Source organism: Mesorhizobium sp. WSM4829, from assembly GCF_055811475.1.
On sequence record NZ_JBVVQJ010000013.1, the window covers coordinates 92,954 to 119,181 of the forward strand.

A 26,228-nucleotide genomic window follows, 5' to 3' on the forward strand; every position below is an offset into this window, starting at 1 on the left:
CCCCGGCGCCCCTTTTTTTTTTTTTCACAATTTTTTTTTTCTCCCCCCCCCCCCCCCCCCCCCCCCCCCCCCCCCCCCCCCCCCACCTCTCCCCCGATCGACGGGGTAGAGGAAGGGCGCGAGCTTATGCAGGCTGGCGCCCTTCCTCTCCCTCCGGAGGGGGGAGAGGTGGCGCTGCGAAGCAGCGACGGAGTGGGGGAAGCCGTACACGAAACGCGAAGCCGCCGAAAAACGGCCGCGACTCGGCGAGCGAGAAAACTCAAGCAAGAAACAAGGCAATGACCAGGAAACCGGAAAAACCAGGCTCTGCCGGCATTCGCGTGCTGAAGACGCGGATCAAGAAGAAAAGCGGCCTGAAGGAATCGTCACGCCGCTGGCTGCAGCGCCACATCAACGACCCCTATGTCCAGCGTTCCAAGGCCGACGGCTACCGCTCGCGCGCGGCCTACAAGCTGATCGAGATCGACGACAAGCACCATCTGCTCAAGCCCGGCATGAAAGTCATCGACCTTGGCGCGGCACCCGGCGGCTGGTGCCAGGTCGCCGCCGCGCGCACGAAATCGACGGCCGAACACCCGCATGTCGTCGGCATCGACTATCTGGAGATGGACGCGGTGCCCGGCGCGCCGGTGCTGTTGATGGATTTTCTCGACCCGCAGGCGCCGGAAAAGCTCGCCGAAACGCTCGGCGGCCAGCCGGACATCGTTTTGTCCGACATGGCCGCACCCACCACCGGCCATCGCCGGACCGATCACATCCGCACCATGTATCTGTGCGAGGTGGCCGCCGATTTCGCCCTCTCGGTGCTGAAGCCGGGCGGCCATTTCCTTGCCAAGACTTTCCAGGGCGGCGCCGAGAACGAATTGCTCGCCAGGCTCAAGCAGAATTTCCGCTCGGTCCACCACGTCAAACCGCCGGCCTCGCGCGACGAGTCGGTGGAGCTTTATCTGCTGGCGAAAGATTTCAAGGGTTAGCGTCCTTTCCTTCTCCCCTTGTGGGAGAAGGTGGCCGAGCGAAGCTCGGTCGGATGAGGGGTGCTCCAGCTTGACGCAAACTCTCGTGTACATCGGCAAAATCACCAACGCCTCATTCCGTCCAACACCCCTCAACCGTCTCGGCGCTGCGCGCCGATCCACCTTCTCCCACAAGGGGAGAAGGGAGAGAGCCTACGATCCCGGTGGACCCACCCCCAGCGTCTTCGGCGCCGTCAGCCCGCCATGTCCCGATACGGCGTTGCCGGCATCGGGCGCCAGCCGCATGAATGACAGCGATGCGGCGGCCGACACCGCCGCGACAATGAAGAACGCGATGTGGAAGTCGCTCAGCGTCAGCGCCCCGCCATGGATTGTCGTCGACACTTCCAGAATGCCGCCGGCCAGCGCCACGCCGAGCGCGATCGACAGTTGCTGGAACACTGCGGCGATCGGCGTTGCCCTGCTGGTGTCGGCGGTCGAAATCTCGGCATAGGCTAGCGCGTTGATGCCGGTGAAGAACATCGAGCGGATGAATCCGCCGGCGAGCAAGATGGCGAGGATCAGCAGATAGGGCGTCTCAGGAGTCAGCAGGCCGTTGACGGCAATCGACGCCGCCGCGATCAGCGAGCCGAAGATCAGCACGCGGCGGAAGCCGGCGACCCGGAAGATCAGCGCGGTGACGAATTTCATGCCGATGGCGCCGATCGCCGCCACGAAGGTGATCATTCCCGACTGGAACGGCGTCAGCCCGAAGCCGATCTGGAACATCAGCGGCAAAAGGAAGGGTACGGCGCCGATGCCGATGCGAAACAGCCCGCCGCCGAGGACCGAGGCGCGGAACACCTGGTTGTGTAACAGTTCGAGCGCCAGCAGCGGATTTTTGGCGCGGCGCGCATGCAGGAGGTAAAGCACGGCAGAAACCAGCCCGACAGCCACGGTGAGGAAGCCGGCAATCGGCGGCAAGGCCGGCAGGCTGACCACCGACAGGCCGAAAACGATGCCCGATGCCGCCAGCCCGCTCAGCACGAAGCCGATGAAATCGAGCGGCGGCGTTGGCGCCGCTTCGGTCTCCGGCAGGAAGCGCGTGGCCAGCCAGATGCCGATCAGCCCGATCGGCACATTGATCAGGAAGATCCAGTGCCAGCTGAAATAGGTGGTGATGAAACCGCCGACCGGCGGCCCGACGAGCGGCCCGAGCAATGCCGGAACGGTCAGCCACGACATCGCGGCGACGAGTTCGCTCTTCGGCGTGGCGCGCACCAGCACAAGCCGTCCCACCGGCGTCATCATGGCGCCGCCAATGCCCTGCAGGAAGCGTGAGACCACGAAGGCCGGCAGCGAATTCGACACCGCGCAAGCGACCGATCCGACGATGAACACGGCAATCGCGGCGCGAAACACGGTCTTGGCGCCAAAATGGTCGGCCATCCAGCCGCTGATCGGAATGAACACCGCCAGCGATACCAGATAGGCGGTCAGCGCCAGCTTGAGCGCCACCGGGCTGGTCTGGAGGTCGACGGCGATCGCCGGCAGCGACGTTGCGATAACGGTCGAATCCATGTTTTCCATGAAAAGGGCGACCGCCAGGATAAGCGGAATGGTGCGGTTCATGGAGCGCGTCCGGATTCGATTGTTGCCGACCGGGCTAAGCCGACAGGCAGGGCGGTTACCACGGGTTGCGTTGGATGTCGCCTTAACTTGCTGTCACATTTGTGCGACCTGGCACCGGGCATGCCCAACAAAACTCCGGAGCAGCGCAGTCGGCGAGGCGGCCGCTTCGGCTTTCGCCAATCACCAGCGGTGAATGCCGGTCGCCATCCGTCACCGCGAAAGGCATTAAGCTGAGTCCGCGGCCCTGTCGTGCACAAGCAATCGGCTTTTCAACGGCGACGGGACGTGTTACGAGCCAGCGCCAATCCTGAAAGGGAAGAAGACGAGTCGGCGCTGTCCATCCGGTCCAGCGCTTTTCATGCATTCCGAGGGCTGGCCATGGCAAAGATTATCGAAACGTCCACAGGCGCATTGGCGCTGACCTTTGACGATGTGCTGCTGCAGCCGGGTCATTCCGAGGTCATGCCCGGCGAAACCGATATCGGCACCCGCATTGCCGGCGACATCGACCTCAACGTGCCGATCCTCTCCGCCGCCATGGATACCGTCACCGAGGCGCGTCTCGCCATCGCCATGGCCCAGGCCGGCGGCATCGGCGTCATCCACCGCAATTTCTCGCCGGCCGAACAGGCCGAGCAGGTGCGGCAAGTCAAGAAGTTCGAATCCGGCATGGTGGTGAACCCCGTCACCATCGGCCCCGATGCGACGCTCGCCGACGCCCTGGGGCTGATGCGCAACTACAGCATCTCGGGCATTCCGGTGGTCGAGAATGGCGGCGCTGGCGGGCACACGGTCGGACGGCTGGTCGGCATACTGACCAACCGCGACGTGCGCTTCGCTTCCGACCCGGGCCAGAAAGTCTACGAGTTGATGACCCGTGAGAACCTGATCACGGTCAAGGAAAATGTCGATCAGGACGAGGCCAAGCGGCTCCTGCACCAGCACCGCATCGAAAAGCTGGTCGTGGTCGATAGCGGCGGCAATTGCGTCGGATTGATCACCGTCAAGGACATCGAGAAGTCGCAGCTCAACCCGCACGCCACCAAGGACGTGCAGGGGCGCTTGCGCGCGGCGGCCGCCACCAGCGTCGGCGATGACGGTTTTGAGCGCGCCGAGCGGCTCATCGATGCCGGCGTCGACCTTTTGGTGATCGACACCGCGCATGGTCACTCGCAACGCGTGCTAGATGCGGTGACGCGGGCCAAGAAACTGTCCAATTCGGTCCGCATCCTGGCCGGCAACGTCGCCACTTCAGAAGGCACGCTGGCGTTGATCGATGCCGGCGCCGATGCCGTCAAAGTCGGCATCGGGCCGGGTTCCATCTGCACCACCCGCATCGTCGCCGGCGTCGGCATGCCGCAGCTTTCTGCGATCATGTCGGCGGTCGAGACGGCGCAGAAATCGGGCGTCTCGGTCATCGCCGATGGCGGCATAAAATATTCCGGCGATCTCGCCAAGGCGCTCGCCGCCGGCGCCAGTGCCGCCATGATCGGGTCGCTGCTGGCCGGCACCGACGAGAGCCCGGGCGAAGTCTATCTGCACCAGGGCCGCTCGTTCAAAGCCTATCGCGGCATGGGCTCGGTCGGCGCCATGGCGCGTGGCTCAGCCGATCGCTATTTCCAGGCCGAGGTTCGCGACACGCTGAAACTGGTGCCGGAAGGCATCGAAGGGCAGGTGCCTTACAAAGGACCTGTGTCCGGCGTGCTGCACCAGCTTGCCGGCGGCCTGAAAGCCGCTATGGGTTATGTCGGCGGGCGCGACCTTGCCGATTTCCGCGACCGCGCCACCTTTGTACGCATATCCAACGCCGGACTTCGTGAAAGCCACGCCCATGACGTCACGATCACCCGCGAAAGCCCGAATTACCCCGGCGGAGCCTAACCAGTTCGCACGAAGCCTGACGGCAATGATGCTGCGGCTGTCGCGCCACGCTGCCGCGCTCTGTTTTGTCTGCGCGGGGGTTTTCGTCGCCATGACGGCGATGGAGTTCCTCTATTTCCGCCAGCTGAGCGGCGGCCTGCCGTCGCTCGATTTGCGCTTTGCCGGGTTCACCCCGGACGAGGGCATGGCCTGGCTGACGGCACTCGGGCGTCGCGGCAGCGAGATCAGACTGGTCTGGCATTACCTGACCTTCGACCTGCTGTTTCCGGCGCTGCTGTCGCTGACATTGGTCAGCCTGATCCTAGCCACCGGGCGGCGGCTGAAGAACTTCCGGGCTCTGTCCGTCCAGCTTCAGTCGCTGTTCGCGCTCGTCCTGGTGCTGCCGTACACGCTTGCCGATTATGCGCAGAACATCGCGGTGGCCCGCATGCTCTCCGATTTCCTGTCGGCCAATCCGGACTCGCTGTCCTTCGCCTCGGCGCTGATCGTCATCAAATTCGCGCTTCTGGCGATACCGGTGATCGTCATCGCGGTATTTCACCTGGCCGCTCAGAAACAGCGCTGACTGCCCTTCTCCCACAAGGGGAGAAAGTCTGGCGAATGCTACAAATCGAACAGCGCGATCTTGCGCTTGTCGAACTTGATGGCAAGCTCGCCGCGCACCAGCTTGAGCGCCGCCTCGCCGAACACGGCGCGTCGCCAGCCTTGCAAGGCCGGCACGTCGGCGTCCTCGCCCTCGGCGGCGATGCGGTCGATGTCGTCGCTCGAGGCCAGCACCTTCGAAGCGACGCCCTCCTTTTCTGCGACGATCCGCAACAGCACTTTCAGCAGTTCCGCGGCGGCATTGGAGCCTTCGGGCGGCTGAAAACTCTTCGGCAGCTTCGGCATCTCTTCCCTGGGCAAGGCAAGCGCGCTGTTGACCGCGCCAAGCAGCGCCGTTGCCGTCGCCGAGCGTTCCCAGCCTTTCGGCGTGGTGCGCAGCTTGCCGAGTGCTGCCGCATCGCGCGGCGCCTGCTGCGCCACCTCGTAGATGGCGTCGTCCTTGAGCACCCGGCCGCGCGGCACGTCGCGTTCGCGCGCCTCGCGTTCGCGCCATGCCGCCACCGCTTGCACGATCGCCAGCTCCTGCGGCTTGCGCAGCCGCATCTTCAGCCGCTTCCAAGCGTCCTCCGGATGCGGATCGTAGGTTTCGCGTGCGGTCAGCACGTCCATCTCTTCGTTCAGCCAGTGGGCGCGGTTTTCCCGCACCAGCTCGGCGCTGAGGTGCTGGTAGACCTCGATCAGATGGGTGACGTCGGCAAGCGCGTAGTCGAGCTGTTTCTCGGAAAGCGGCCGGTGGCGCCAGTCGGTGAAACGTGAGGACTTGTCGAGCCGGGCGCCGGTGATTTTTTGGACGAGCTGGTCATAGGAGACGCTGTCGCCGAAGCCGCAAACCATCGCCGCCACCTGGGTGTCGAACACAGGATGCGGCACCAGATCGCCGAGATGAACGATGATTTCGATGTCCTGGCGCGCCGCATGGAAGACTTTGACGACCGCCTCGTTGGCCATCAGCCTGAAGAACGGCTTCAGGTCGATATCGGGTGACAGCGGGTCGATCAGCGCCGTCACCCCGGGTGCTGCCATCTGGATCAGGCAGAGAATCGGCCAAAAGGTCGTCTCGCGAATGAATTCGGTGTCGACTGTGACGAAATCCGACTTTTCGAACGTGGCGAGAGCGGTCTCGAGTTCTTTTTGGGTGGTGATGACGTGCATCAAATCGCTTTTGGCAAAGTGTAAGGTCTCCTTCAATTTCAGCCGCGCGGGCTTTCGTCAAGCCGCTGTCGGGGTTTCAAGACCTGACGGGCCGTCATCATTGCCTGGCAGGCCCGTCGGAATCATCGTTGCGCTTGGCCAGCCGGGCGAACACCGTCGATGTGCGCAAAAGGCCGATGAAACGGCTGCGATGGCCGGCCGGCACGCCCGATCGCACCTGCATCCGGTACAGGATGACGACGACGAAGATGGCATAGACGGTGGCGGTGAACACGAACAGCGCGCTTGGCCCGAAATACTGCATCGCCGTCGAGGCGGCGAACGGCCCGCCAATGGCGCCGAAGGAATAGAACAGCATCAGCGCCGCGTTGATCAGCACGAACTCGCCCTTGTCGGCGCGGTCGTTCGAGTGCGCCGCCGACAGCGAATAGAGTGGCATGGCGAAGCAGCCGAAGATGAAGACGATCACGAAGTTGAGGGACGGGTCGCTGCGCGCCCAGAACACCAGTGCCAGCGACGCCAGCAGCGCGCAGCACGTCGTTATCAGCAGCACCGAACGCCGGTCCCAGCGGTCGGACAGGTAGCCGAGCGGATATTGGATGATGGCGCCGCCGAATATGCCGACGCTGACGAAGGTTACGACGTCGGTGACCGACATGCCGATCTGTTCGGCATAGACCGGCGACAAGGTGCGAAAAGCGCTGTTGGTGACGCCGACGGCGATGCAGCCGAAGCAGCCGAGCGGCGAGATCCGCCAGACGCGGGCGAGGTCGAGCTTGACGTCTTCGGGCGGGGTCGGGTTGGAGCGATCGCCGAGCGACACCGGCACCAGCGAGAGCGTGATCATGATCGACATGACGGCGAAGATGGCGAAACCGCCGGCGCCGACGATCGGGATCAGGAACTGTGCGCCGGTGACCGAACCGATGTCGACCATCCGGTAGATGGCCAGCACCCGCGCGCGGTCCTTGTTGGCGGCCCCGGAATTGAGCCAGGCTTCCATGATGGTGAACAGGCCGGCGAAGCAGAAGCCGCCGGCGAGACGCAACGCGCACCACATGACCGGGTCGACGACCAGCACCAAAAGCAATGTCCCGGCCGAAGCGATCGCCGCCAGCGCGGAAAACGCGCGGACATGGCCGACGGCCTTCATGATGTGGGTGACGGCGAGGCAGCCGAGCAGGAAGCCGGCGAAATAGAACGTCCCCATCAGGCCGATGGTCGAGGCCGAAAACCCCTCCTGCGCCCCGCGCAATGCGATCAAGGTGCTCTGCAGGCCGTTGCCGCCGAGCAGGATGCCGGCGGCAATAAGGAGCGGGATCAGCGGGCGCATGGAGGACATGAAGGAGGGCCTGTCGTTGATCCTTCTTGAACCATCGCCCACGCCAATGCCAGCGGCAATTGCCGGCGGTTGGCAGGCCAGCGCCGGCTATCAACGCATCAGTTTGATTTTAGCTGGGAATCCTTCGCGCTGCCGATGGCCGCCCTACCGAAGAATTCTGTTTGTCATCAGCCATTTGACGGAGCGGGGCCACGCGTAATTCGCACCCATCCGCAGATCGGTAAAACCCTGCGAAACAGGTTGCCCGCTATCAGCGTCGAGGATGCGAATGAACATCGTATGCTCTGTTCGGCTGACGCGCGTTACGACGCCCAGCAAGGCAAGAGACGCGCCGTGCTCTTTGGCGATCTTGCTTTCACAGCCGCCGCAATTGCGCAATCCGTGCGGCGCCACCGCCTGCTCATCCCCGGCTGGCACATCAAGCACTGTAAAACGCCCTGACTGGGAGAGCATGTCCTTCGCCATTTGTGCCGACTCGGACAGATAGCGCCTATCATGTTCATCCGGGGGAATTATGCCTGCGCCAGCGCTCTTGTCTTCCAATTCGAAAGGAAACACCTCGATGGACATCGGCTTTGTCTGTGCGTGTGCAATTGCGCAGGTGCCGACAAGCAGCATCACCAGGACAGTCAACGTGCGAATGCGCATGGTAGTCCTCCCGCCAATGTGACGGCCATTGTACACGGCTCGGCCACGCTGATCACGATCAGGCGGAGGAAATTCTACACTTTGACTGTGGTGCGGAGTTTTCACACAGCCACGGACGAATGCCGAAGTTCGAATCAAGATGCTGCCGGGCGACGCCTGCCTTGACAAAGGCGGCCTCTCATGTGCTTTTCGCGCAAATTTTCGGGCCGGGCCATCATGCCTTGGCCGCAATCAGACATCCGGACTTAGCCATGACAATGCATCGTTACCGCAGCCATACCTGTGCCCAGTTGAGGAAAAGCGACGTCGGCTCTTCCGTTCGCCTTTCGGGCTGGGTGCATCGCGTACGCGATCATGGCGGCCTGCTGTTCATCGATTTGCGCGACCACTATGGCCTGACGCAGATCGTCGCCGACCCGGATTCGCCGGCTTTCAAGATTGCCGAGACGGTGCGCGGCGAATGGGTCGTCCGCGTCGACGGCGAGGTCAAGGCCCGTCTGGCCGAGACCGCGAACGCCAATTTGCCGACCGGCGAAATCGAGGTTTTCGCGCGCGAGATCGAAGTCCTGTCGGCGGCCAAGGAACTGCCGCTGCCGGTGTTCGGCGAGCCGGACTATCCCGAGGACATCCGTCTCAAATACCGCTTCCTCGATTTGCGCCGCGACACGCTGCACAAGAACATCGTGGCGCGCACGAAGATCATCGCCGAGATGCGCAAGCGCATGGGCGAGGTCGGCTTCACCGAATTCTCGACGCCGATCCTGACCGCTTCGTCGCCCGAAGGCGCGCGCGATTTCCTGGTGCCGTCGCGCATCCATCCCGGCACTTTTTACGCGTTGCCGCAGGCGCCGCAGATATACAAGCAATTGATCATGGTTTCGGGCTTCGACCGTTACTTCCAGATAGCGCCTTGCTTCCGCGACGAGGACCCGCGCGCCGACCGGCTGCCGGGCGAATTCTACCAACTCGACCTGGAAATGAGCTTCGTCGAGCAGGACGACATTCTGGCGACCATGGAGCCGGTGATGCGGGGCGTGTTCGAGACCTTTGCCGCCGGCAAGCCGGTGACGCAGGAGTTTCCGCGCATCGCCTATGACGTCGCCATGCGCAAATACGGCACCGACAAGCCGGACCTGCGCAACCCGATCGAGATGCAGGCGGTCTCCGAACATTTCCGCGAGTCCGGCTTCAAGGTGTTCGCCAACATCCTTGCCAACGACCCGAAGGCCGAGGTCTGGGCCATTCCGGCCAGGACCGGCGGTTCACGCGCTTTCTGCGACCGGATGAATTCCTGGGCGCAAGGCGAGGGCCAGCCGGGCCTCGGCTACATCTTCTGGCGCAAGGAGGGCGAAAAGCTCGAAGGCGCCGGCCCGCTCGCCAAGAACATCGGCGAGGAGCGCACCGAGGCAATCCGCCTCCAGCTCGGTCTTGCCGATGGCGACGCCGCCTTCTTCGTCGCCGGCGACCCGAAAAAGTTCGTCTCGTTCGCGGGCGCGGCGCGCACCCGCGCCGGCGAGGAGCTGAACTTGGTCGATCGCGACCGTTTCGAACTATGCTGGATCGTCGACTTTCCCTTCTTCGAATGGAACGAGGACGAGAAAAAAATCGATTTCGCCCACAACCCGTTCTCGATGCCGCAGGGCGGCATCGATGCGCTCAACGGTGAGGATCTGCTCGGCATCAAAGCGTTCCAGTATGACATGGTCTGCAATGGTTTCGAGATCGCCAGCGGCGGCATCCGCAACCATCTGCCGGAAACCATGGTCAAGGCATTCGAGACTGTCGGGCTCAATCGCGAGACGGTCGAGGAGCGCTTCGGCGGCCTCTACCGCGCGTTCCAGTACGGCGCACCGCCGCATGGCGGCATGGCGGCCGGCATCGACCGCGTCGTCATGCTGCTGGTCGGTGCCAGGAACCTTCGTGAAGTGACGATGTTCCCGATGAACCAGCAGGCCTATGATCTGTTGATGAGCGCGCCGTCGGAAGCCAGCCCGCAGCAGCTTCGCGAATTGTCGCTGCGCGTCGCAGTGACCAAGAAAGAGGGTTAAAAACCTCCCGCAACCGACTCTATTGATTCATAAAAAAGCCCGGCATCGCTGCCGGGCTTTTTGCTTTCAAGGGATCGCTCCGGTCAATCTTCGTTCGCCTTGACCGTCACGCCAAGCGTCTTCGTCAGGTCCGCCGGGTTGGACATGGCGCCTGCCATGATCAGCGCGAACGGCACCGCTGCCGGCGGCTCGGCCAGGATCTCGATGCTCTGCGGATCGTCGAGATATTTGCCGACCGCAGCCGACACCTGCGCCGTCAATTCCGGATTGTTGAGCTGCGCCATGCCGAAAGGCACGACCGCCTTGGCCTGGTTGGCGATGTCCTTGCCGGACATGCCTTGCTGCTTGCCGACATAGTCCAGCACCTTGTTGGTCAGCGAATCGTCGTCGAAGCGGATCGAAGCGCTGTTGAACGAAAGCTGCTGCAAGACGCCAAGCATGGCCATGCCTTGCGCCGAATTGTCGGCGCCTTGGGGCTGCGCCGCCATCTTCTTCTGCATCTCCTGCAGCGACTTGATGACGTCGAGCGTGTAGCCGCCGAAACCGAAGGTCATGCCGAGCGTTCCGGCATTGTCGACAGCGATGTCGTATTTCGACAGCTCCATCTTGCCGTCCGCAGGCTGCCAGGTGCCCTCCATGGCAAGGTTTCCGGTGATGTTCTGGTAGCCGAGCGCGTTGATCACGTCCTTGGACTTCGGGTCCTCGACCAGCGTCAGGTCGGCATTGAACTTTTCCGTGGTGCCGGAAAACGCCATCGCCTTGCCGTCGGCCGGCGGGGTGATTTCGATGGCGAGCCCATCCATCGAGAAGGCGGTCTTGTCGGCGACCTTGACCGTCATGTTGTCGAGCTCGGCCGATTCATACATCATCATTGAACCGAGCGGGCCTGTGGCGCCGTCGGCCGGAACCGTCATGTCGTGGATGATGAAGGGGCTGAGGTCGAGCGTGACGCCGTTTTCGCTGTGCTGGAATGCCGAAGTCGAGACGGTTTCGATTTCATAACCGCCATTGGCTTCGGTCACGCCTTCGAGCTTGATGTCGCCGATCTTGAGCGCTTCCTTTTCGGCCGCCGGCTTGAGGGCCACGCCCTGCAGCACCATGCTGGAGGCATCGCCCGTCACCCCGGTCCAGGAGATGTCGACGCCCTGCGCGGCGAGAGCCGCCTTCAGCCGGTCGGCGACCGCCGCATCCTGCGCGAGGGCCGCATTCAGCGGCAGCGTCAGCAGCAAGGTCGAAAAAGCGAGTTTGTTGAGTGTCGAGCGTCTGATCGTCATCGCGGTTCCCTGAGAGTGTGCTGAAGATTTTTCAATTCGTTGCGCCGTTACCCTTCCGTGACGAACTGGACGGGAAAAAGGCGTTCCGCCGCACAATGGTCGAAAACCACGGCGAAAGGCAAATCCGATCCATTGCCATAGAGCTGTGATGTAACCGATTGATGTTGGTCGGCGCAGCAGTGCGTCCAGTTCGTGTTGCGGATAGGCTGCCCCACTCAGGCGCCTCTTGCCGCGAATCACCCACTCGGCTAGTCCCAGCCCATGGGAAAAAGGCTTTTGCCGCCTGGCGATGGCGGTGGCGACAACATCGAGCCGGTCGATCTGAAGAAAGCGCTGGAAGAGCGCTATCTCGCCTATGCGCTGTCGACCATCATGCACCGGGCGCTGCCGGATGTGCGCGACGGGCTGAAGCCGGTCCATCGCCGCATCATGCATGCCATGCGGTTGCTCAGGCTCAACCCCGACCAGGGCTTCGCCAAATGCGCCCGCATCGTCGGCGAGGTGATGGGCAAGTTCCATCCGCATGGCGACCAGTCGATCTACGACGCGCTGGTGCGGCTGGCGCAGGATTTTTCGATGCGCTATCCCCTGGTCGACGGCCAGGGCAATTTCGGCAATATCGATGGCGATAACGCTGCCGCCATGCGCTACACCGAAGCGCGCATGACCGACGTGGCGACCGAGCTGCTGTCCGGCATCACCGAGAATGCGGTCGACTACCGGCCGACCTACAATGAGGAGGACGAGGAGCCGGTCGTGCTGCCCGGCGCCTTCCCCAACCTGCTCGCCAACGGCTCGTCCGGCATTGCCGTTGGCATGGCGACCTCGATCCCGCCGCACAATGCCGCCGAGCTCTGCGACGCCGCCCTGCATCTGATCGAGCAACCCGATGCGCCGGTGACGACGTTGATGGATTTCGTCCAAGGCCCGGATTTCCCGACCGGCGGCATCATCGTCGACAGCCGCGCCTCGATCCTCGAAGCCTACGAGACCGGTCGCGGTGGTTTCCGCGTCAGGGCGAAATGGAGCCAGGAGGACCAGGGCAGGGGCACCTGGAGCATCGTCGTCACCGAAATCCCCTATGGCGTCCAGAAGGCGCGGCTGATCGAAAAGATCGCCGAGCTGCTGATGGCGCGCAAATTGCCGCTGCTCGAGGACATCCGCGACGAGAGTGCCGAGGATATCCGCGTCGTTTTGGTGCCGAAGAGCCGTTCGGTCGATCCCGGCATCCTGATGGAATCGCTGTTCAAGCTGACCGAGCTCGAAAGCCGCTTTCCGCTCAACATGAACGTCCTGTCGCGCGGCAAGATACCCAACGTGCTGTCGCTGAAAGGCGTGCTCAAGGAATGGCTGGAGCACCGCCGCGAGGTGCTGATCCGCCGCTCCAGGCATCGCCTCGGCGAGATCGAAAGGCGGCTGGAGATCCTCGCCGGCTATCTGATCGCCTATCTCAACATCGACGAGGTGATCAGGATCATCCGCGAGGAGGACGAGCCCAAGCAAGTGATGATGGCGCGCTGGTCGCTCACCGACAACCAGGCCGAAGCCATCCTCAACATGCGGCTGCGTGCCCTGCGCAAGCTCGAGGAATTCGAGATCCGCAAGGAATTCGACGGTCTCACCACCGAGAAGAAGCAGATCGAGGCGCTGCTCGCGTCCGACGCCCGGCAGTGGTCGATGATCAAGTGGGAGGTCTCCAGCATCCGCGAGAAATTCGGACCGGAAACCGCGCTCGGCAAGCGCCGCACCCAGTTCGCCGACGCCCCCGAACATGACCTGACCGACATCGCCCATGCCATGATCGAGCGCGAGCCGGTCACCGTGGTCGTTTCGGAAAAGGGCTGGCTCAGGGCGATGAAAGGTCATCTGACCGACCATTCGTTGCTGACCTTCAAGGAGGGCGACAGCCTCAAGCTGGCCTTCCACGCCCAGACCACCGATAAGGTGCTGGTCTTCACCACCGGCGGCAAGTTCTACACGATCGGCGCCGACCGGCTGCCGGGCGGGCGCGGCCATGGCGAACCGATCCGCATCATCGTCGACATGGACAACGACCAGGACATCGTCACCGCCTTTGTCCATGATCCCAAGCGCAAGCTGCTGTTGGTGTCGCACGACGGTAACGGCTTCATCGTGCCGGAAGAGGAAGTCGTCGCCAACACCCGCAAGGGCAAGCAGGTGATGAATGTCAAGGCGCCCGACGAGGCCCAACGCTGTATGCCGGTCGCCGGTGACCATCTCGCCATCGTCGGCGAGAATCGCAAGATGCTGGTCTTCCCGCTCGCCGAAATCCCTGAAATGGGGCGCGGCAAGGGCGTTCGCCTGCAGAAATACAAGGATGGCGGCGTCCTCGACCTCAAGACCTTCACGCTCGCAAGCGGTCTCTCCTGGCAGGATTCTGCCGACCGCACCTTCACCAAATCACGTGAAGAGCTGGTCGAATGGATCGGCGCCCGAGCCTCGGCTGGACGCATGGTGCCGAAGGGATTCCCGAGGACGGGGAAATTCGGGTAGGTAATCTCCCCCCTTGAGGGGGAGATGTCGCCGAAGGCGACAGAGGGGGTCGGAACGTTCAGGCGCGACGCGACCTCTTATTGCGACAGAGGAGGCTGGGGCTTCACGCGCGGCGACCCCCTCTGGCCTGCCGGCCATCTCCCCCTCAAGGGGGGAGATTAGCAGTTCCATCCAAACATTTGGAATGTCGTCACGATTGCTGCACTATCATGGCGCATAAGCATCGCTACATAAGACGCGGACACACGCGTTTGGGAGAAACAGGCACTTGAAGGAAACCAGGGTTCGGAAACCGGAAGGGCAGCAACGCCTGTTCGGCCTGTCGACGCCGGTCAGATCCGCGGTCATTCCGCCGCTGTCGGCGGCGCGGTGGCTGCTGGTGCTGATCGTTGCCGCCGGGGTCTATTTCTTTCATGGTTTCCTGGTCCCGGTGCTGGCTGCTCTGGTCATCGCCTTTGCCAGCTGGCCGCTCTATCGGCGGTTGCTTGCTGCCGTCGGCGGCAACCGCACGGTCGCCGCGACATTGGCGATCCTGTTCATCCTGACCTTCCTGGTGGTGCCGATCGCGCTCGCCGGCGCCTACGCCAGCAACGAAGTCCGCGAATGGGTTGGCTGGGCGATCGAGACCAACCGCCATGGTGCGGTGACCCCGCACTGGATCGCCACGCTGCCGGTGGTCGGCGACTGGCTGAACGAGCAGTGGACGCGCAATCTCGGCCATCCCGGCGGCATCGGCGAACTGATCCAGCTGATCAGCGGCGCCAACATCGGCAGCATCTACCGCGGCGTGCTGGCCGCCGGCGGCAGCGCCTTCGGCCTTCTGCTGGCGCTGCTGTTCATGATGATCGCGCTGTTCTTTGCCTATCGCGACGGCGAGCATTTCGCCGGCCAGGTCGACCGTCTCGGCGAACGCATCCTGCCGACCAGGTGGGAGCGGATTTCACGCGTCGTGCCGGCGACGATTTCCTCGACGGTGACCGGCATGACCATTATCGCCATCGGCGAGGGGGTGGTGCTGGGCGTGGCCTACTGGCTGGCCGGCGTGCCGTCGCCGGTGACGCTGGGCGCCCTGACCGGCATCATGGCGCTGATCCCCGGCGGCGCACCGCTGTCCTTCACGCTTGTTTCGATCTATCTCGCCGCCAGCGGCTCGCCGATGGCCGGTTTGGCGCTGTTCATCTGGGGAAGCGTCGAACTGTTCATCGTCGACAAGACATTGCGGCCGAAGCTGGTCGGCGGCCCGATAAAGCTGCCGTTCCTGCCGACCTTTTTCGGCCTGGTCGGCGGCGTCAAGACGATGGGCTTTCTTGGCCTGTTCATCGGTCCGGTGCTGATGGCGTTGCTGGTCGCGATCTGGCGCGAATGGCTGCGCGAGGTGGAATTGGCCGACGAGCTTGCCCCCGCAGCGCCGGCGGAACTCGAAGGGGCGCCGCCGCAAATCGAAATCGTTGCCGAGAAGAAGTCTCAGGCCGGGTGACGGACTGCAAGGCTGGCGCGGCGTTTTCGCCCCTCAAGCAGCTGCCATAGCGAATGGACAACCAGCGTGACGATCAGGATCGCGCCGCCGATCAGGCTGTTGCGCGACGGCGTCTCGGCAAAGATCATCCACATCCAGACCGGCGCCAGCACGGTTTCGAGCAGATAGAACATCGCCACTTCCGGTCCCGAAATATATTTCGGTCCGTTGGCGAGGCAGAAGAACGAGATCGGCATGATGACGGCGCCGTTGAAGATGATCCACCATGGCGCGTTTACCTGAAACCCTTCGCCCGAAACCATGAACACCGCGACGGCCAGGGGCAGGATCACGCCGATCAGCGAAGCGAACCCCATGTCCTTGCCGCTGGCGCGCGAGATGGTGATGGCCAGCGCGATGAAGAAAGCCGAGCACAGCGCCATGAGGTCACCGAACAGGTGGCCGGTGCCGATCGAATCGCCGACGATGATCGCGACGCCGACGATCATGGCCAGCATCGCCATCACGGTGACCAGTCGCGGTCGCTCCTTCAGGAACAGCCAGGACAGCAGCGCCGCGAACACGGTGTTGAAGGCCAGGATGAAGACCAGGTTGGCGGTCGTGGTGTGATAGATACTGATGACGAAGGTAACCGAGGTCAGGCCGTAGCACAGGGCGACGACGAGCCCTGACCAGCCGGGGATGAGCTGGGGCGCGTTACGGCTCAGCGAGCGCCACACAGCCCAGATGATCAGCGCCGCGACCAGGGTGGTGCCGGTGCGCAGCAGGAGGATCGTCCATGCGCCGCCGTCGGCGAGCCGGATCAATGGAATGTCGATGGTCAGCGTCAGCCCGCCGATGGCGGTGATGAGAAGGCCTTTTTGATGATCGTTGTGGGACGACATGGCAGTTCCCGCAATGAATTTGGAGGCGGCCAGCACGCGCTATTGCACACTCTCCCGCCAAGCGGAAAGGCCAGCAGGCGCTCCCTGGAAACAGTTTAAGATTGGACTTTGGAAAAACTATTCAGCGCGAAACCGCTTCGTGGTCGTAGCGTTCCCAGCCTTTCGGGCCGAGATGCTCCTGCGGCATGAAGCGCATCTTATAGTTCATCTTGCGCGAGCCGTTGACCCAGTAGCCGAGATAGACATGGGGCAAGCCCATCGCCCTGGCGCGAGCGATGTGGTCGAGGATCATGAAGGTGCCGAGCGAGCGGTCCTCGAAGTCCGGGTTGAAGTAGGAATAGACCATCGACAGGCCATCGGCCATCTTGTCGGTGAGGGCGACTGCGATCAGCTCGCCCTGACCCTTGCCGGTGATAAAGCTGTCGGGGCCACGGCGCCGGTATTCGATGACCTTGGTGTCGACATGCGTGTCCTCGACCATCATGGCGTAGTCGAGCACCGTCATGTCGGACATGCCGCCGCGGCGATGGCGGGCATCGAGATAGCTGCGGAACAGCGAATACTGCTCGGTCGACGGTTGCGCGTCGTGCATCGCGCCGATGAGGTCTGAATTGTGCTGTATCACCCGCTTCATATTGCGGCTGGCAGTGAATTCCTGCGCCAGGATGCGCACCGAAACGCAGGCGCGGCAGGTCTCGCAGGCCGGCCGGTAAGCGATGTTCTGCGATCGCCGGAAGCCGCCTTGCGTCAACAGGTCGTTCATCTCCGATGCCTTGTCGCCGACCAGATGCGTGAACACCTTGCGCTCGAACTGGCCCTCAAGATACGGGCATGGCGACGGCGCGGTCAGGAAGAACTGCGGCGACTGGGTTGGATGCTGCGTCATCGACCCTTGGAAACACTCCTGCGAATCATCATACCTTTGGCGCGCACGGCGAAAAATTCAACAGGATTGTGAAAGCGTGGCTACCGGACGCCTTCACTTTGCACATAAATGCTCGCTGGGCCTGGTGAAAAGCTGTTTCAGCGGTCACTGCGGCTGACCACCGTGCCGAGCAGCAGGTCGTGCAGCGTGCGCTTGCGGTCGGCAAACAGCGACACCAGAAGGACCAGCGGCGTCAGGATGACGTTGCCGGCCCAGAACAGAACCGAATGGACCACCGCCGTCAGCCCGTCGATGCGGGTGCCGTCGAGACGGTCGAGCCGGATCCCCATCATCTTCATGCCTGTCGTGGCCTGGTCGGCGCTGCCGAGCGTGTTCCAGATGTAGAGGATGGCGACGGCCGGCACGAGGATGGAAAACAGCATCCAGCCAAGGCCAAGCGTCAAAATCCCGAGTAAGAACACCAGGATCGCGAACGGAATGGTGAGCAGCGCGACGATGCAATAATCGATGATGAAGGCGAGGACACGCCGCGTGCGCACGCCATCATAGGCCCTGACATCATCGAGCCTGCTGATTTCGCCGTCGAGAACGCGCGCGTTCATGTCATTTCCTCGCAATCAGGCCCGGCATAGGGTGCGGACCGCCTGGTGTTGAAATGGTGAAGTCCTGCGGCGGAATCAAGATCGAGCCTTTTTTCGGCCCTGCTACCGGAGGCAACGCCGAATGTAGACTGGATCGGTTGAATTTGCGGTACGGATGACGTTAGCTTGCTGCAGCGCAACAAATACGGCAAAAGCGCCCAACGGCGAGGGACAGGGCCAATATGGACTACGACATGCTGGTCATCGGCAGCGGGCCCTCAGGGCGCCGCGCCGCGGTGCAGTCGGCCAAGCTCGGAAAATCCGTGCTGGTGGCCGACAGGGGCCGGCGCCTTGGCGGCGTGTCCGTGCATACCGGCACCATCCCGTCGAAGACCTTGCGGGAAACCGTGCTCAACCTCTCGGGCTGGCGCGAGCGCGGCTTCTACGGGCGCGGCTACCGGGTCAAGCAGGATATATCGGTCGGTGATCTGATCGAACGCCTGCACAAAACGCTCGATCACGAGGTCGAGGTGCTGCAGCACCAGTTCATGCGCAACACGGTCAAGAGCGTGCGCGCCACAGTCAAGTTTCTCGGTCCCAACAGAGCCAGCCTGACGACGGATACCGGTGACTACAGCGAGGTCGGTTTTGCGCATGCGCTGATCGCGGTCGGCACCCGCCCGCACCGGCCGCGCGACGTGCCCTTCGACAAGATCCGTGTCTTCGACAGCGACGAAATGCTGGAACTCGAGCGCCTGCCGCGGACGCTGACGGTGATCGGCGCCGGCGTCATCGGCGTCGAATACGCGACGATCTTTTCGGCGCTCGACGTGCCGGTGACGCTGGTCGAGCCGCGCGACAGCATCCTCGATTTCGTCGACCGTGAGATCGTCGACGATTTCATCCATCAGATGCGCGACCGCGGCATGACGATCCGGCTCGGCAGTGCGATCAAGGAGATCGCCTCGAAACCAGACTATGCCGAGGTGACGCTTGCCGACGGCCGCAGCATACGCTCGGAGATGGTGCTTTATGCGGCGGGGCGCACCGGCAATGTCGGCGGGCTCGGACTCGATGTGATCGGCATCGAGGCCGACTCCCGGGGCCGCATCAAGGTCGACCCGCAGAGCTTCCGGACCAGTGCGCCGAACATCTATGCCGCCGGTGACGTCATCGGCTTTCCGAGCCTCGCCTCGACCTCGATGGAGCAGGGCAGGGTGGCCGCCTGCCATGCCTTCGGCGTGCCGTTGCCACCGCCGCCGGAAACCTTTCCCTACGGCATCTACGCCGTGCCGGAAATCTCGACCGTCGGCCAGTCCGAGGAGCAGGTGCGCGAGGGCGGCGGCGCCTATGAGGTCGGCGTGGCGCGCTTCCGCGAAACCTCGCGCGGCCATATTATGGGCGTCAACACCGGCTTCCTGAAGCTTCTGTTCTCGATCGAAACGCGCCGGCTGCTCGGCGCGCATATCGTCGGCGAGGGCGCAACCGAACTGATCCACATCGGCCAGGCGGTGATCAATCTCGGTGGCACCGTCGATTTTTTCGTTAACAACACCTTCAACTATCCGACGCTGGCCGAAGCCTACAAGATCGCCGGGCTGGATGCCTGGAACCGGATGGGGCGGGCATAGGGCGACGGGCTCATCAATTCGCCTGCGCGATCGCGGCTGCCGGGCCTGCCAGCCACTGCCTGACGATTTCAGCATCCCGGTCGCCGATTTCATGGCCGGAGGCGATGGTGTGGGCCTCGACCGCGGCGCCATGCGATTCGAGCAATGCGACCAACGCCGGGGCGAAGGGCGCGTAGGTCAGGTCATCTGCGCCGGCGATGATCAGCACGCGCGCTTTGGACAGATCGGCCGGGGGCACGTCGTCGAGCACCGCCATCGGGCGCAGCAACGCTGCCCGTTCGATGCGGCCGGAATGCAAAAGCATCACGCTCGAAACCAGATTGGCGCCGTTCGAATAGCCGAGGAAACTCGTCCGGGCGAGATCGAGACCGTGGCGCTTCGCGGCCGCGGTGATGAAGCCGGCGAAAGCGTCCGTCTCGGTGCGGATACTGTGCTGTTCGAAACGCGTCGGCGTGATCCGCGCGAACCAGCGGAAACCGTCCTCCTGGGCGACACGGCCGCGCACCGTCACCAACACCGCATGCGGTGCGATTTGCCGTGCCAGCGCCACCAGCGTCGTTTCGTCGACACCGGACCCGTGCAGCAGGAAAAGGCATTCGCCGCTTGCATCCACGGGCCGGTAAAGTCGGTAGAAAAACGGCAGGTCGCGCCGCAAAAAGCCGTCTTCCGGAGGTTTTTCGGCCATATTGCATCCTTTTGATTTCGTGTGGTTTTTATTCATTTGCCGGCTTCAAAACGGAATATTTTCGGGCTCCTTCAAAGTTGATTGAACCGGGCGCATTTCAGTCCGTTTGTTTGCCGATATGCTCCTGCGGGAGGAATCGAAGCGGTGCGTCCGGCGGTCGCATCGATCGCGGCATGAACAACCAGCTTTGAGGCCTTTTATCGATGACCATGCCAATTTCACCGGATCGCGGGCCGCGTATCCCGGATCGCGGGCCGCGTGCCGCGGAACGCGATACGCGCATCGATGTGTTCCGCGCTCTCGCTCTGCTGATCATATTCGTCGACCATGTGCCGGGCACGGTTTTCGAAACCCTGACCTACAAGAATTTCGGCTTTTCGGATGCCGCCGAGGCCTTCGTGCTGATCTCCGGCATGTCCGTCGCGCTCGCCTACGGCGCAAAATTCCAGTCCGGAGACCGGCTCCTGGCGACACTGAAATTGTGGCGCCGCGCCGGAGTGCTCTATGTCGCCCACATCGTCACGACGATGGCGGTGCTGGCCATCTTCTGCGCGGCGGCGATGTTCGCGAAGCGGCCGGACATGCTGACCCTGATCAACATCGAACCGTTGATCAGGGACCCGCAACATGTGCTGATCGGCATCGTCACGCTTGGCCATCAGCTTGGCTACAACAATATCCTGCCGGTCTATGCGGTGCTGCTGCTGATGGCGCCAACCTTCCTGCTGCTCATCAGCTACCGGCCTTTCACTGCGCTCACCCTGTCCGGAACTCTGTGGCTGGTTGCCGGGATCTACCAGATCGCCCCGCCGAATTACCCTGAGCCCGGCTTCTGGTTCCTCAATCCGCTGTCGTGGCAGTTCCTCTTCAACATCGGCCTGGCGAGCATGCTGTACATCAGGCGCGGCGGCGTCATTCCGGTCAATCGCTGGCTGGTCGGCGCGTCGGCGGCCTATGTCGCGACGGCTTTGGTCTGGGTGCACAGCCCGCTATGGGGGCACGTGTCGTGGCTGAACCTGCCCGTGGTGCTGACCGGCTTCGACAAGACCTTCCTGTCGCTGCCGAGGCTGCTGCACATCCTGGCGGTGAGCTATCTGATCGTGGCGTTTCCTTCTGTCTCCAACCTGTTCCGCACCAGCCGCGATCATCCGCTCGCCATATTGGGCAAGCGATCGCTGCCGGTTTTCATCGCCGGCACGCTGATCGCCATGTCGGCGCAGGTGATGAAGCTGATCAACCCGGGCGGATTTGCCTATGACAGCCTGCTGATCGCCGCCGGCATCGCCATGCAGTTCGCGCTCGCCTATTATCTCGAATGGCTGTCTTCTATTGGCGGCAACAGCAAGCCGGTCCGCAGCGCGGCGCCGCCGGTCCGTGCGTCCTTCGGCGTGGGCGGCATGGCGACTAGCAACCCCTAGAGATTTTTGCAGCCGAGTGGAATCACTTGGCGTCGCAGAAATGCGGCTAAAACAAATAGATAGAGCGGGATCCCAAGTTCAATTCGAATGCATCCCGCCCTAGTCCGGATAGTAATCGGGACAAAAAGGGCGGGGAGGCAGCGGTGCCGGATCGGTCGTGCTACGGTCGCGCTGGCTGTGGGTGACGAGCCCAAAGGTCCGGGCCCTGACCGAGGCTTGTACACGCGGGGGGTCACCTCGCGCTCCCTGCGGGCGGGGCAAGAACACTTGCCAGGCGCAGGAAACCGCGCCACGTATGAAATTAATTTGACGACCGGGCTCAGGCTGTCTTGGGCGGCGGTCCCGACGATGCCCTGACGACAAGCTCGACGCCAAGCGTCTCGCGCCGCACCGTGCCGTCGAAATCGAGGATCGTTCGCGCCGCCCGGCGGCCGATCTCGGCGATTGGCTGCGCGACCGTGGTCAGCGGAGGATCGCAAAGTGCGGCGTCAGGCACGCCGTCGAAGCCGACGACGGAGACGTCGCCGGGAACCGCAATGCCACGCGCGGCCAACCATTCGATCGCAACCATGGCGATCCGGTCCGACATCGCCAGGATGGCGGTCGGCTGCGCTGCCGAGGCGAAGATCGTTTCGAGGCCGGCGCTTGTGCTGGCTTCGTCGTTTTCGGTCTCGTATACCGGGATCCCGGCGGTATCGACGCCATACCGGGAAAACGCCTCGAAATAGCCGACGAGGCGATCGCGCGTGCCTGTGTAGAGGGCCGTCCGGACCTTCTCCGGCGAGACAAGGCCGGTGCTGCCGTCAGCGAAAGGCAGCGCCAGCACGGCGAAGCGCCGATGGCCAAGCTCGGCGAGATGCTGCGCCGCCAGGCGGGCGCCGGCGACATTGTCGACGCCGATGGCCGAAACGGTGTCGTCGTCGAAGCCGAGCTCAAGCGCGACAAAGGGGAGTTTGCGTTCGCGCGTCAGTTCGACAAGCCGTGAGCCGCCCTCGATGCAGAACAGGATGAAGCCGTCGACCAGCGCGCTCTGGATGTTCCAGGCAAGTTTTTCCTGGTTGCCGGCCGATACCAGCGCTATTCCCGCGCCGGTGGCGTCACAGGCCTCGGAAATGCCGGCCATCATAGCGCGGGCAAAGGGATCATCGAAGAAATAGGACAGCGGCTCGGTCGTGGCGACGCCGATCGCGTTGACCTTGCCGGCGCGCAGCAGCCGGCCCTTGGGGTCGGGACCGGCATAGCCCATCGCCTCGGCCGCCGCCTTGACCCGTTCGCGGACTTCCTCGCGCACTATTTCGGGACGGCTGAAGACGTTGGAGGCGGTGCCGTGCGAAACCCCGGCGGCCTTGGCGATGTCGGCCAGCCGGATGGGTCTGGTATTGCTTTCGCTGGATGATGCCATTTTTCTGCCTCCAGGCTGCTATCTAGCATCTTTGTTGGATCGATTCAAATTTTGCTTGACATCAGCGCGGTCCAAGCCTAGTTTTGAATCGATCCAATTGAGTATCGTCATTGGATCGATTCAGTAAGGAGCGAGCCATGCACCCCGTCAATTATTTGTTCGAAGACATCTATCGCAACGACTGGAGCATAATTTCGAAGCAGGTGGCCCGGACACGTCGCGGCAGCGCCGGCCCGTGGATCCGTGATCTGCGTTTTCTCGTGGAGCGCAAGCGGAGCTAATCGGCAGCGTTTTTTCACGCCTGTCGATTGGATCGATTCAAATCTCAAATCGAAGAGGAAACCAAGCCATGCACCCGATCAATCATCTGTTCGAAGAGATTTATCGCAACTATTGGGGCATCTCGCCGGCCATCGACAGGCCGGAGCGGCGGCGCCTGGCCAAGCCGGCGGCACGCAATCGCGACCTGCCGGTCCGGTCCGAGCGCCGGCAAGAGCGGCCATCGTCTGACTGACCGTCGTTTGGCGGATGCCGAATCCGGCCGCCTCAGGAGCGCGGGCGCCTCAGCGCCGAGGCCGCAACCGTTAGCCAGCCGGCGATGAGCAAGGTGCCGCCGATCGGCGCCGACATCGAAAAAAGCCGCGAGCCGAGGAAGTCGCGGGCGAGCAGGTCGCCGCAGAACAAGACAAGCCCGACGAGAAGAATAAGGCTCGCGGTACGCAGCATCCGGTTTGCGCCAACGAGGCCGACGGCAAGGAAGACCGGTGCATGCATGAGCAGGAACGACGCGACCGTGCCGACGAAAGCGCCGCCCAGATGTGCCGCCGCGGCAAAAAGCGCCACACCGGCCGCGCCGCACAGACCGCCGACGAAAACGAGGATGCGCTCGATGCCGCTTGCTGGGTGGTCGGCTGTGCTCATGTCTTGGACTCCGTGAAGTGGCCCGCAAACCGTGTCAGGATTTGCCCGCCTGCACCAGCATGTCGCGTGCGCGGCGGGACTGGACCAGCCAATTATACGCCGCTCCGCCCGCCATCAGCACCGACGTGCCGAGAAACACCGCGCGCATGCCGAAATGACCGCCGACGAAGCCGCCGAGCAACGGCCCGGCGACCTGTCCGACATACTGCGCCGAGATCGACAGACCGAGCACATTGCCGCCGACGCCGTCCGGGACATTATGGCGGATGACGCTGGTGATGCAGGGCAAGAGGCCGCCAAGCGCCAGTCCCATCAGGAAACGCAGGCCGACGAGCTGCCAGCCCTGCGTGACGAAAGCCTGCGGGATCAGCAGCAGCGCCGAGACGGCAAGCGCCGCAATGATGACATTCCAGTGACCGACGCGGTCGGCGAGCCTGCCGAGACGCGAGGCCGACAGGATGGCGCCAAGTGCCGCCGCCGACATGACCACGCCGGACATCAGCGTGACCCGGCTTTGGTCCTCTATGATCTGTTGCACATAGACCGCGATGATCGGCTCGATCGACATGGTGGCGAAGCTCAGCAGCATGCCGGTCACCAGCATGGCGACGATCGGGCGCTTGTCCGGGATTTGGGACCAGCCGCCTTTCGGTTTCGAGGTCGTTGCCGATTTGTCGGTTTCCGGGCGAGGGTCCTCCTTGATGAGAAAGGTCGTTGCCAGGAACGCCAGGAAAATGACGCCGCCGGCGAGCAGGAAGGTGGCGCGGATGCCGATCAAGGGCGGCAGCGCGCCGCCGAGCAAGGGACCGACGAGAGCGCCGCCGGTGATGCCGGCCGACAGCACGCCGAGCGCCCAGCCCGACCGTTCCTTCGGCGTCTGCATGGCGACGAGAATGGTCGAGCCCGAGGAATAGCCACCGGCGAAACCGATCAGCAGGCGTAGCAGCACCAATTGCCAGACGGTCTCCACCATGCCGGTCAGCGACATGCAGACGGCCATGCCGAAACTGGCGCGCACCAGCATCAGCTTGCGGCCATAGCGGTCGCCAAGCCGTCCCCACAGCGGCGCGACCAGCGCGGCGGCGAAGAAGGTCGCGCCATAGGCGATGCCGGACCACTGCACAACAGCCGCGTGGCCCTCGGCGCCCAGCTGCTCGACGTAAAGCGGCAGGAAGGGCAACAGCAGAGTCATGGCGACAAGCGTGCTGAACGAACCGGCAAAGCACACGGCGAGATTGCGGCGCCAATGGATATTGTGGGCGCCTTGGGTGGCAGGGTCTTGCGGCATGTCTGTCCTGTCCGGCCGCCTCTCGACGGCATCATTGCACAAGAACTGGCGCGGCCTGCCTGCCAGGGGATTAGCCAGCGTCGCGGGTGATTGCGGTGGCAACCACTTTCGCACTCGCTTCGCGAGCGGCGATGGCGTAAGAGCGGCGATGGAAAACAACCGATTTGAAACACCCGTGACCGTCAAGGGCGCGGCGGGAACCACTCAGCTCTTGCGCACGGCCCGCGAGGCTTCCGACTACCTCCTCAACAACTGGCCCGGCAAGCGCAGTCCAAAGCATCGCGAAGCGCTGCAGGCCTGCCATGATGCGCTGGCCGGCGACAAACCGGCAATGATCGCAAGGCGTGCCTTCATCGCCGCCGCCCGCGAAGTGAACGTTTTCGTCAGCGACAAGGCGCCGGTCTGAAGACGCAGCGAAATCTGATCTGATCCGCCGCGCGGGCCGGGTGCGCTTTTACTAAGGGGCAATCGCTTCAGCTTGCGCTGCCCCCCATTGCCCTGCCCGTCCTCCGCAGCAGCTGCGCTGCAGAGGGTGGGACCGGGCATTTCTCACCGGACGGGAGAAAGCGGCCTGCACCAAGGGTTTCGCCAAACTCCGGCGTTGCAGAAAGCGCGCCAAAGTTGCGGCCAGTTCCCTTCTCGCCGTCACTAGGAAGCGATTGCCCTGCAGTTTACTCTGCGGTTTCCGTTTCGGTCTCGGACGTGGTCTCGTCTTCCGGCTTCGAACGTTCCTTGGCTGCAACCTTGGCCGCTTGCTTTTCCGCCTTCTTGGCAGCCTTCTGCCGGTCGCGTTCCTTGCGTTCCTGGCCGTAATTCGGTGCTCGCGCCATATCTCTTCCTTTCACAATCCCAAAGGTTCTTAGCCCTGCCTAGGAGCATTGGGCTACAAACACAACACCGCAAAGAGCGATCGGCTCCATGGACAGCCAGGCAGGCCGGCTGAACACGGTTCCGTGGCTTGCAAGATAGCCGGCACAATGGTGTAGGAGGGACCGGGGGGGCAAATCC

24 protein-coding genes are annotated in these 26,228 nt (G+C 63.1%); 11 read left to right on the forward strand and 13 right to left on the reverse strand.

Annotated features, from left to right (window positions below; genetic code table 11):
• The first annotated feature begins 278 nt into the window (after positions 1-278).
• A complete protein-coding gene (locus tag AC0L17_RS15055; RefSeq protein ID WP_236389620.1) occupies positions 279-974 on the forward strand; it encodes an RlmE family RNA methyltransferase in 696 nt (231 codons plus the stop codon).
• 192 nt (positions 975-1,166) lie between these two features.
• Here the strand turns inward: AC0L17_RS15055 and AC0L17_RS15060 are convergent, their stop codons facing one another.
• A complete protein-coding gene (locus AC0L17_RS15060; protein WP_473516404.1) occupies positions 1,167-2,585 on the reverse strand; it encodes an MFS transporter in 1,419 nt (472 codons plus the stop codon).
• A gap of 378 nt (positions 2,586-2,963) precedes the next feature.
• On the opposite strand from AC0L17_RS15060, the gene guaB reads away from it, so the two are divergent.
• Together guaB and AC0L17_RS15070 are read left to right on the forward strand one after the other, a co-directional pair.
• The gene (guaB, locus tag AC0L17_RS15065; RefSeq protein WP_023798441.1) at positions 2,964-4,466 is read left to right on the forward strand and encodes an IMP dehydrogenase; all 1,503 of its coding nucleotides are present in this window, start codon (positions 2,964-2,966) and stop codon (positions 4,464-4,466) included.
• A 25-nt stretch (positions 4,467-4,491) separates the two neighbouring features.
• Positions 4,492-5,031: a hypothetical protein gene (locus AC0L17_RS15070; RefSeq protein ID WP_473516405.1), complete on the forward strand. Its 540-nt coding sequence runs from the start codon at positions 4,492-4,494 to the stop codon at positions 5,029-5,031.
• A gap of 38 nt (positions 5,032-5,069) precedes the next feature.
• On the opposite strand, the gene rnd is transcribed toward AC0L17_RS15070, so the two are convergent.
• The 3 genes from rnd to AC0L17_RS15085 form a co-directional block, all read right to left on the reverse strand.
• Entirely contained in the window at positions 5,070-6,221 is a 1,152-nt protein-coding gene (rnd, locus tag AC0L17_RS15075; protein ID WP_091591615.1) for a ribonuclease D, read from the reverse strand.
• A gap of 97 nt (positions 6,222-6,318) precedes the next feature.
• Positions 6,319-7,563, reverse strand: coding sequence for an MFS transporter (locus AC0L17_RS15080; protein WP_023798438.1), 1,245 nt, complete (start codon positions 7,561-7,563; stop codon positions 6,319-6,321).
• 144 nt (positions 7,564-7,707) lie between these two features.
• A complete protein-coding gene (locus AC0L17_RS15085; RefSeq protein ID WP_473516406.1) occupies positions 7,708-8,211 on the reverse strand; it encodes a DUF3280 domain-containing protein in 504 nt (167 codons plus the stop codon).
• 257 nt (positions 8,212-8,468) lie between these two features.
• On the opposite strand from AC0L17_RS15085, the gene aspS reads away from it, so the two are divergent.
• Positions 8,469-10,259: an aspartate--tRNA ligase gene (gene aspS / locus AC0L17_RS15090; protein WP_473516449.1), complete on the forward strand. Its 1,791-nt coding sequence runs from the start codon at positions 8,469-8,471 to the stop codon at positions 10,257-10,259.
• Positions 10,260-10,342: 83 nt separating this feature from the next.
• Here aspS and AC0L17_RS15095 read toward each other — a convergent pair whose 3' ends face one another.
• Complete coding sequence (locus AC0L17_RS15095; protein WP_473516407.1) at positions 10,343-11,533, reverse strand: hypothetical protein; 1,191 nt, start codon at positions 11,531-11,533, stop codon at positions 10,343-10,345.
• A 261-nt stretch (positions 11,534-11,794) separates the two neighbouring features.
• Here AC0L17_RS15095 and parC point away from each other — a divergent pair, with 261 nt between their 5' ends.
• Together parC and AC0L17_RS15105 are read left to right on the forward strand one after the other, a co-directional pair.
• On the forward strand, positions 11,795-14,047 hold the full coding sequence (gene parC, locus AC0L17_RS15100) for a DNA topoisomerase IV subunit A (RefSeq protein WP_473516408.1): 2,253 nt from the start codon (positions 11,795-11,797) through the stop codon (positions 14,045-14,047).
• 268 nt (positions 14,048-14,315) lie between these two features.
• Entirely contained in the window at positions 14,316-15,524 is a 1,209-nt protein-coding gene (locus tag AC0L17_RS15105; protein WP_473493537.1) for an AI-2E family transporter, read from the forward strand.
• Here the strand turns inward: AC0L17_RS15105 and AC0L17_RS15110 are convergent.
• From AC0L17_RS15110 to AC0L17_RS15120, 3 genes are all read right to left on the reverse strand, one after another.
• Positions 15,512-16,408 carry a DMT family transporter gene (locus AC0L17_RS15110; RefSeq protein WP_473516409.1) on the reverse strand — a complete coding sequence of 299 codons (897 nt, stop codon included), beginning with the start codon at positions 16,406-16,408 and terminating at the stop codon, positions 15,512-15,514. The genes AC0L17_RS15105 and AC0L17_RS15110 overlap by 13 nt on opposite strands.
• A gap of 121 nt (positions 16,409-16,529) precedes the next feature.
• The gene (locus AC0L17_RS15115) at positions 16,530-17,294 is read right to left on the reverse strand and encodes an arginyltransferase (protein ID WP_027154654.1); all 765 of its coding nucleotides are present in this window, start codon (positions 17,292-17,294) and stop codon (positions 16,530-16,532) included.
• A 137-nt stretch (positions 17,295-17,431) separates the two neighbouring features.
• Complete coding sequence (locus AC0L17_RS15120) at positions 17,432-17,896, reverse strand: RDD family protein (protein WP_473516410.1); 465 nt, start codon at positions 17,894-17,896, stop codon at positions 17,432-17,434.
• 221 nt (positions 17,897-18,117) lie between these two features.
• Here AC0L17_RS15120 and sthA point away from each other — a divergent pair, with 221 nt between their 5' ends.
• Complete coding sequence (gene sthA, locus AC0L17_RS15125; RefSeq protein ID WP_473516411.1) at positions 18,118-19,506, forward strand: Si-specific NAD(P)(+) transhydrogenase; 1,389 nt, start codon at positions 18,118-18,120, stop codon at positions 19,504-19,506.
• A gap of 13 nt (positions 19,507-19,519) precedes the next feature.
• Here the strand turns inward: sthA and AC0L17_RS15130 are convergent, their stop codons facing one another.
• Positions 19,520-20,191: an alpha/beta hydrolase gene (locus AC0L17_RS15130; protein ID WP_473516412.1), complete on the reverse strand. Its 672-nt coding sequence runs from the start codon at positions 20,189-20,191 to the stop codon at positions 19,520-19,522.
• Between the two features lie 203 nt (positions 20,192-20,394).
• Between AC0L17_RS15130 and AC0L17_RS15135 the strand changes: the two genes are divergently transcribed.
• On the forward strand, positions 20,395-21,609 hold the full coding sequence (locus AC0L17_RS15135) for an OpgC family protein (RefSeq protein WP_473516413.1): 1,215 nt from the start codon (positions 20,395-20,397) through the stop codon (positions 21,607-21,609).
• A 319-nt stretch (positions 21,610-21,928) separates the two neighbouring features.
• Here the strand turns inward: AC0L17_RS15135 and AC0L17_RS15140 are convergent, their stop codons facing one another.
• On the reverse strand, positions 21,929-23,011 hold the full coding sequence (locus tag AC0L17_RS15140; protein ID WP_473516414.1) for a LacI family DNA-binding transcriptional regulator: 1,083 nt from the start codon (positions 23,009-23,011) through the stop codon (positions 21,929-21,931).
• A gap of 137 nt (positions 23,012-23,148) precedes the next feature.
• Here AC0L17_RS15140 and AC0L17_RS15145 point away from each other — a divergent pair, with 137 nt between their 5' ends.
• A complete protein-coding gene (locus tag AC0L17_RS15145; protein ID WP_292549012.1) occupies positions 23,149-23,292 on the forward strand; it encodes a hypothetical protein in 144 nt (47 codons plus the stop codon).
• A 68-nt stretch (positions 23,293-23,360) separates the two neighbouring features.
• On the forward strand, positions 23,361-23,525 hold the full coding sequence (locus tag AC0L17_RS15150) for a hypothetical protein (RefSeq protein ID WP_473516415.1): 165 nt from the start codon (positions 23,361-23,363) through the stop codon (positions 23,523-23,525).
• A gap of 32 nt (positions 23,526-23,557) precedes the next feature.
• Here the strand turns inward: AC0L17_RS15150 and AC0L17_RS15155 are convergent, their stop codons facing one another.
• Together AC0L17_RS15155 and AC0L17_RS15160 are read right to left on the reverse strand one after the other, a co-directional pair.
• A complete protein-coding gene (locus tag AC0L17_RS15155; RefSeq protein ID WP_473516416.1) occupies positions 23,558-23,932 on the reverse strand; it encodes a DUF423 domain-containing protein in 375 nt (124 codons plus the stop codon).
• A gap of 34 nt (positions 23,933-23,966) precedes the next feature.
• Positions 23,967-25,220 carry a multidrug efflux MFS transporter gene (locus AC0L17_RS15160; RefSeq protein ID WP_473516417.1) on the reverse strand — a complete coding sequence of 418 codons (1,254 nt, stop codon included), beginning with the start codon at positions 25,218-25,220 and terminating at the stop codon, positions 23,967-23,969.
• A gap of 148 nt (positions 25,221-25,368) precedes the next feature.
• Between AC0L17_RS15160 and AC0L17_RS15165 the strand changes: the two genes are divergently transcribed.
• A complete protein-coding gene (locus tag AC0L17_RS15165) occupies positions 25,369-25,626 on the forward strand; it encodes a DUF982 domain-containing protein (RefSeq protein WP_023798420.1) in 258 nt (85 codons plus the stop codon).
• A 265-nt stretch (positions 25,627-25,891) separates the two neighbouring features.
• On the opposite strand, the gene AC0L17_RS15170 is transcribed toward AC0L17_RS15165, so the two are convergent.
• Positions 25,892-26,050: a hypothetical protein gene (locus AC0L17_RS15170; protein ID WP_023798419.1), complete on the reverse strand. Its 159-nt coding sequence runs from the start codon at positions 26,048-26,050 to the stop codon at positions 25,892-25,894.
• Between the last annotated feature and the right edge of the window lie 178 nt (positions 26,051-26,228).

Excerpts from the sequence above, each read along its gene's own strand:
- AC0L17_RS15055 (WP_236389620.1), top strand. The coding sequence starts at position 279 with ATGACCAGGAAACCGGAAAAACCAGGCTCTGCCGGCATTCGCGTGCTG.
- AC0L17_RS15060 (WP_473516404.1), bottom strand. The coding sequence starts at position 2,585 with ATGAACCGCACCATTCCGCTTATCCTGGCGGTCGCCCTTTTCATGGAA.
- guaB (WP_023798441.1), top strand. The coding sequence starts at position 2,964 with ATGGCAAAGATTATCGAAACGTCCACAGGCGCATTGGCGCTGACCTTT.
- AC0L17_RS15070 (WP_473516405.1), top strand. The coding sequence starts at position 4,492 with ATGATGCTGCGGCTGTCGCGCCACGCTGCCGCGCTCTGTTTTGTCTGC.
- rnd (WP_091591615.1), bottom strand. The coding sequence starts at position 6,221 with ATGCACGTCATCACCACCCAAAAAGAACTCGAGACCGCTCTCGCCACG.
- AC0L17_RS15080 (WP_023798438.1), bottom strand. The coding sequence starts at position 7,563 with ATGTCCTCCATGCGCCCGCTGATCCCGCTCCTTATTGCCGCCGGCATC.
- AC0L17_RS15085 (WP_473516406.1), bottom strand. The coding sequence starts at position 8,211 with ATGCGCATTCGCACGTTGACTGTCCTGGTGATGCTGCTTGTCGGCACC.
- aspS (WP_473516449.1), top strand. The coding sequence starts at position 8,469 with ATGCATCGTTACCGCAGCCATACCTGTGCCCAGTTGAGGAAAAGCGAC.
- AC0L17_RS15095 (WP_473516407.1), bottom strand. The coding sequence starts at position 11,533 with ATGACGATCAGACGCTCGACACTCAACAAACTCGCTTTTTCGACCTTG.
- parC (WP_473516408.1), top strand. The coding sequence starts at position 11,795 with ATGGGAAAAAGGCTTTTGCCGCCTGGCGATGGCGGTGGCGACAACATC.
- AC0L17_RS15110 (WP_473516409.1), bottom strand. The coding sequence starts at position 16,408 with ATGTCGTCCCACAACGATCATCAAAAAGGCCTTCTCATCACCGCCATC.
- AC0L17_RS15115 (WP_027154654.1), bottom strand. The coding sequence starts at position 17,294 with ATGACGCAGCATCCAACCCAGTCGCCGCAGTTCTTCCTGACCGCGCCG.
- AC0L17_RS15120 (WP_473516410.1), bottom strand. The coding sequence starts at position 17,896 with ATGAACGCGCGCGTTCTCGACGGCGAAATCAGCAGGCTCGATGATGTC.
- sthA (WP_473516411.1), top strand. The coding sequence starts at position 18,118 with ATGGACTACGACATGCTGGTCATCGGCAGCGGGCCCTCAGGGCGCCGC.
- AC0L17_RS15130 (WP_473516412.1), bottom strand. The coding sequence starts at position 20,191 with ATGGCCGAAAAACCTCCGGAAGACGGCTTTTTGCGGCGCGACCTGCCG.
- AC0L17_RS15135 (WP_473516413.1), top strand. The coding sequence starts at position 20,395 with ATGACCATGCCAATTTCACCGGATCGCGGGCCGCGTATCCCGGATCGC.
- AC0L17_RS15140 (WP_473516414.1), bottom strand. The coding sequence starts at position 23,011 with ATGGCATCATCCAGCGAAAGCAATACCAGACCCATCCGGCTGGCCGAC.
- AC0L17_RS15145 (WP_292549012.1), top strand. The coding sequence starts at position 23,149 with ATGCACCCCGTCAATTATTTGTTCGAAGACATCTATCGCAACGACTGG.
- AC0L17_RS15150 (WP_473516415.1), top strand. The coding sequence starts at position 23,361 with ATGCACCCGATCAATCATCTGTTCGAAGAGATTTATCGCAACTATTGG.
- AC0L17_RS15155 (WP_473516416.1), bottom strand. The coding sequence starts at position 23,932 with ATGAGCACAGCCGACCACCCAGCAAGCGGCATCGAGCGCATCCTCGTT.
- AC0L17_RS15160 (WP_473516417.1), bottom strand. The coding sequence starts at position 25,220 with ATGCCGCAAGACCCTGCCACCCAAGGCGCCCACAATATCCATTGGCGC.
- AC0L17_RS15165 (WP_023798420.1), top strand. The coding sequence starts at position 25,369 with ATGGAAAACAACCGATTTGAAACACCCGTGACCGTCAAGGGCGCGGCG.
- AC0L17_RS15170 (WP_023798419.1), bottom strand. The coding sequence starts at position 26,050 with ATGGCGCGAGCACCGAATTACGGCCAGGAACGCAAGGAACGCGACCGG.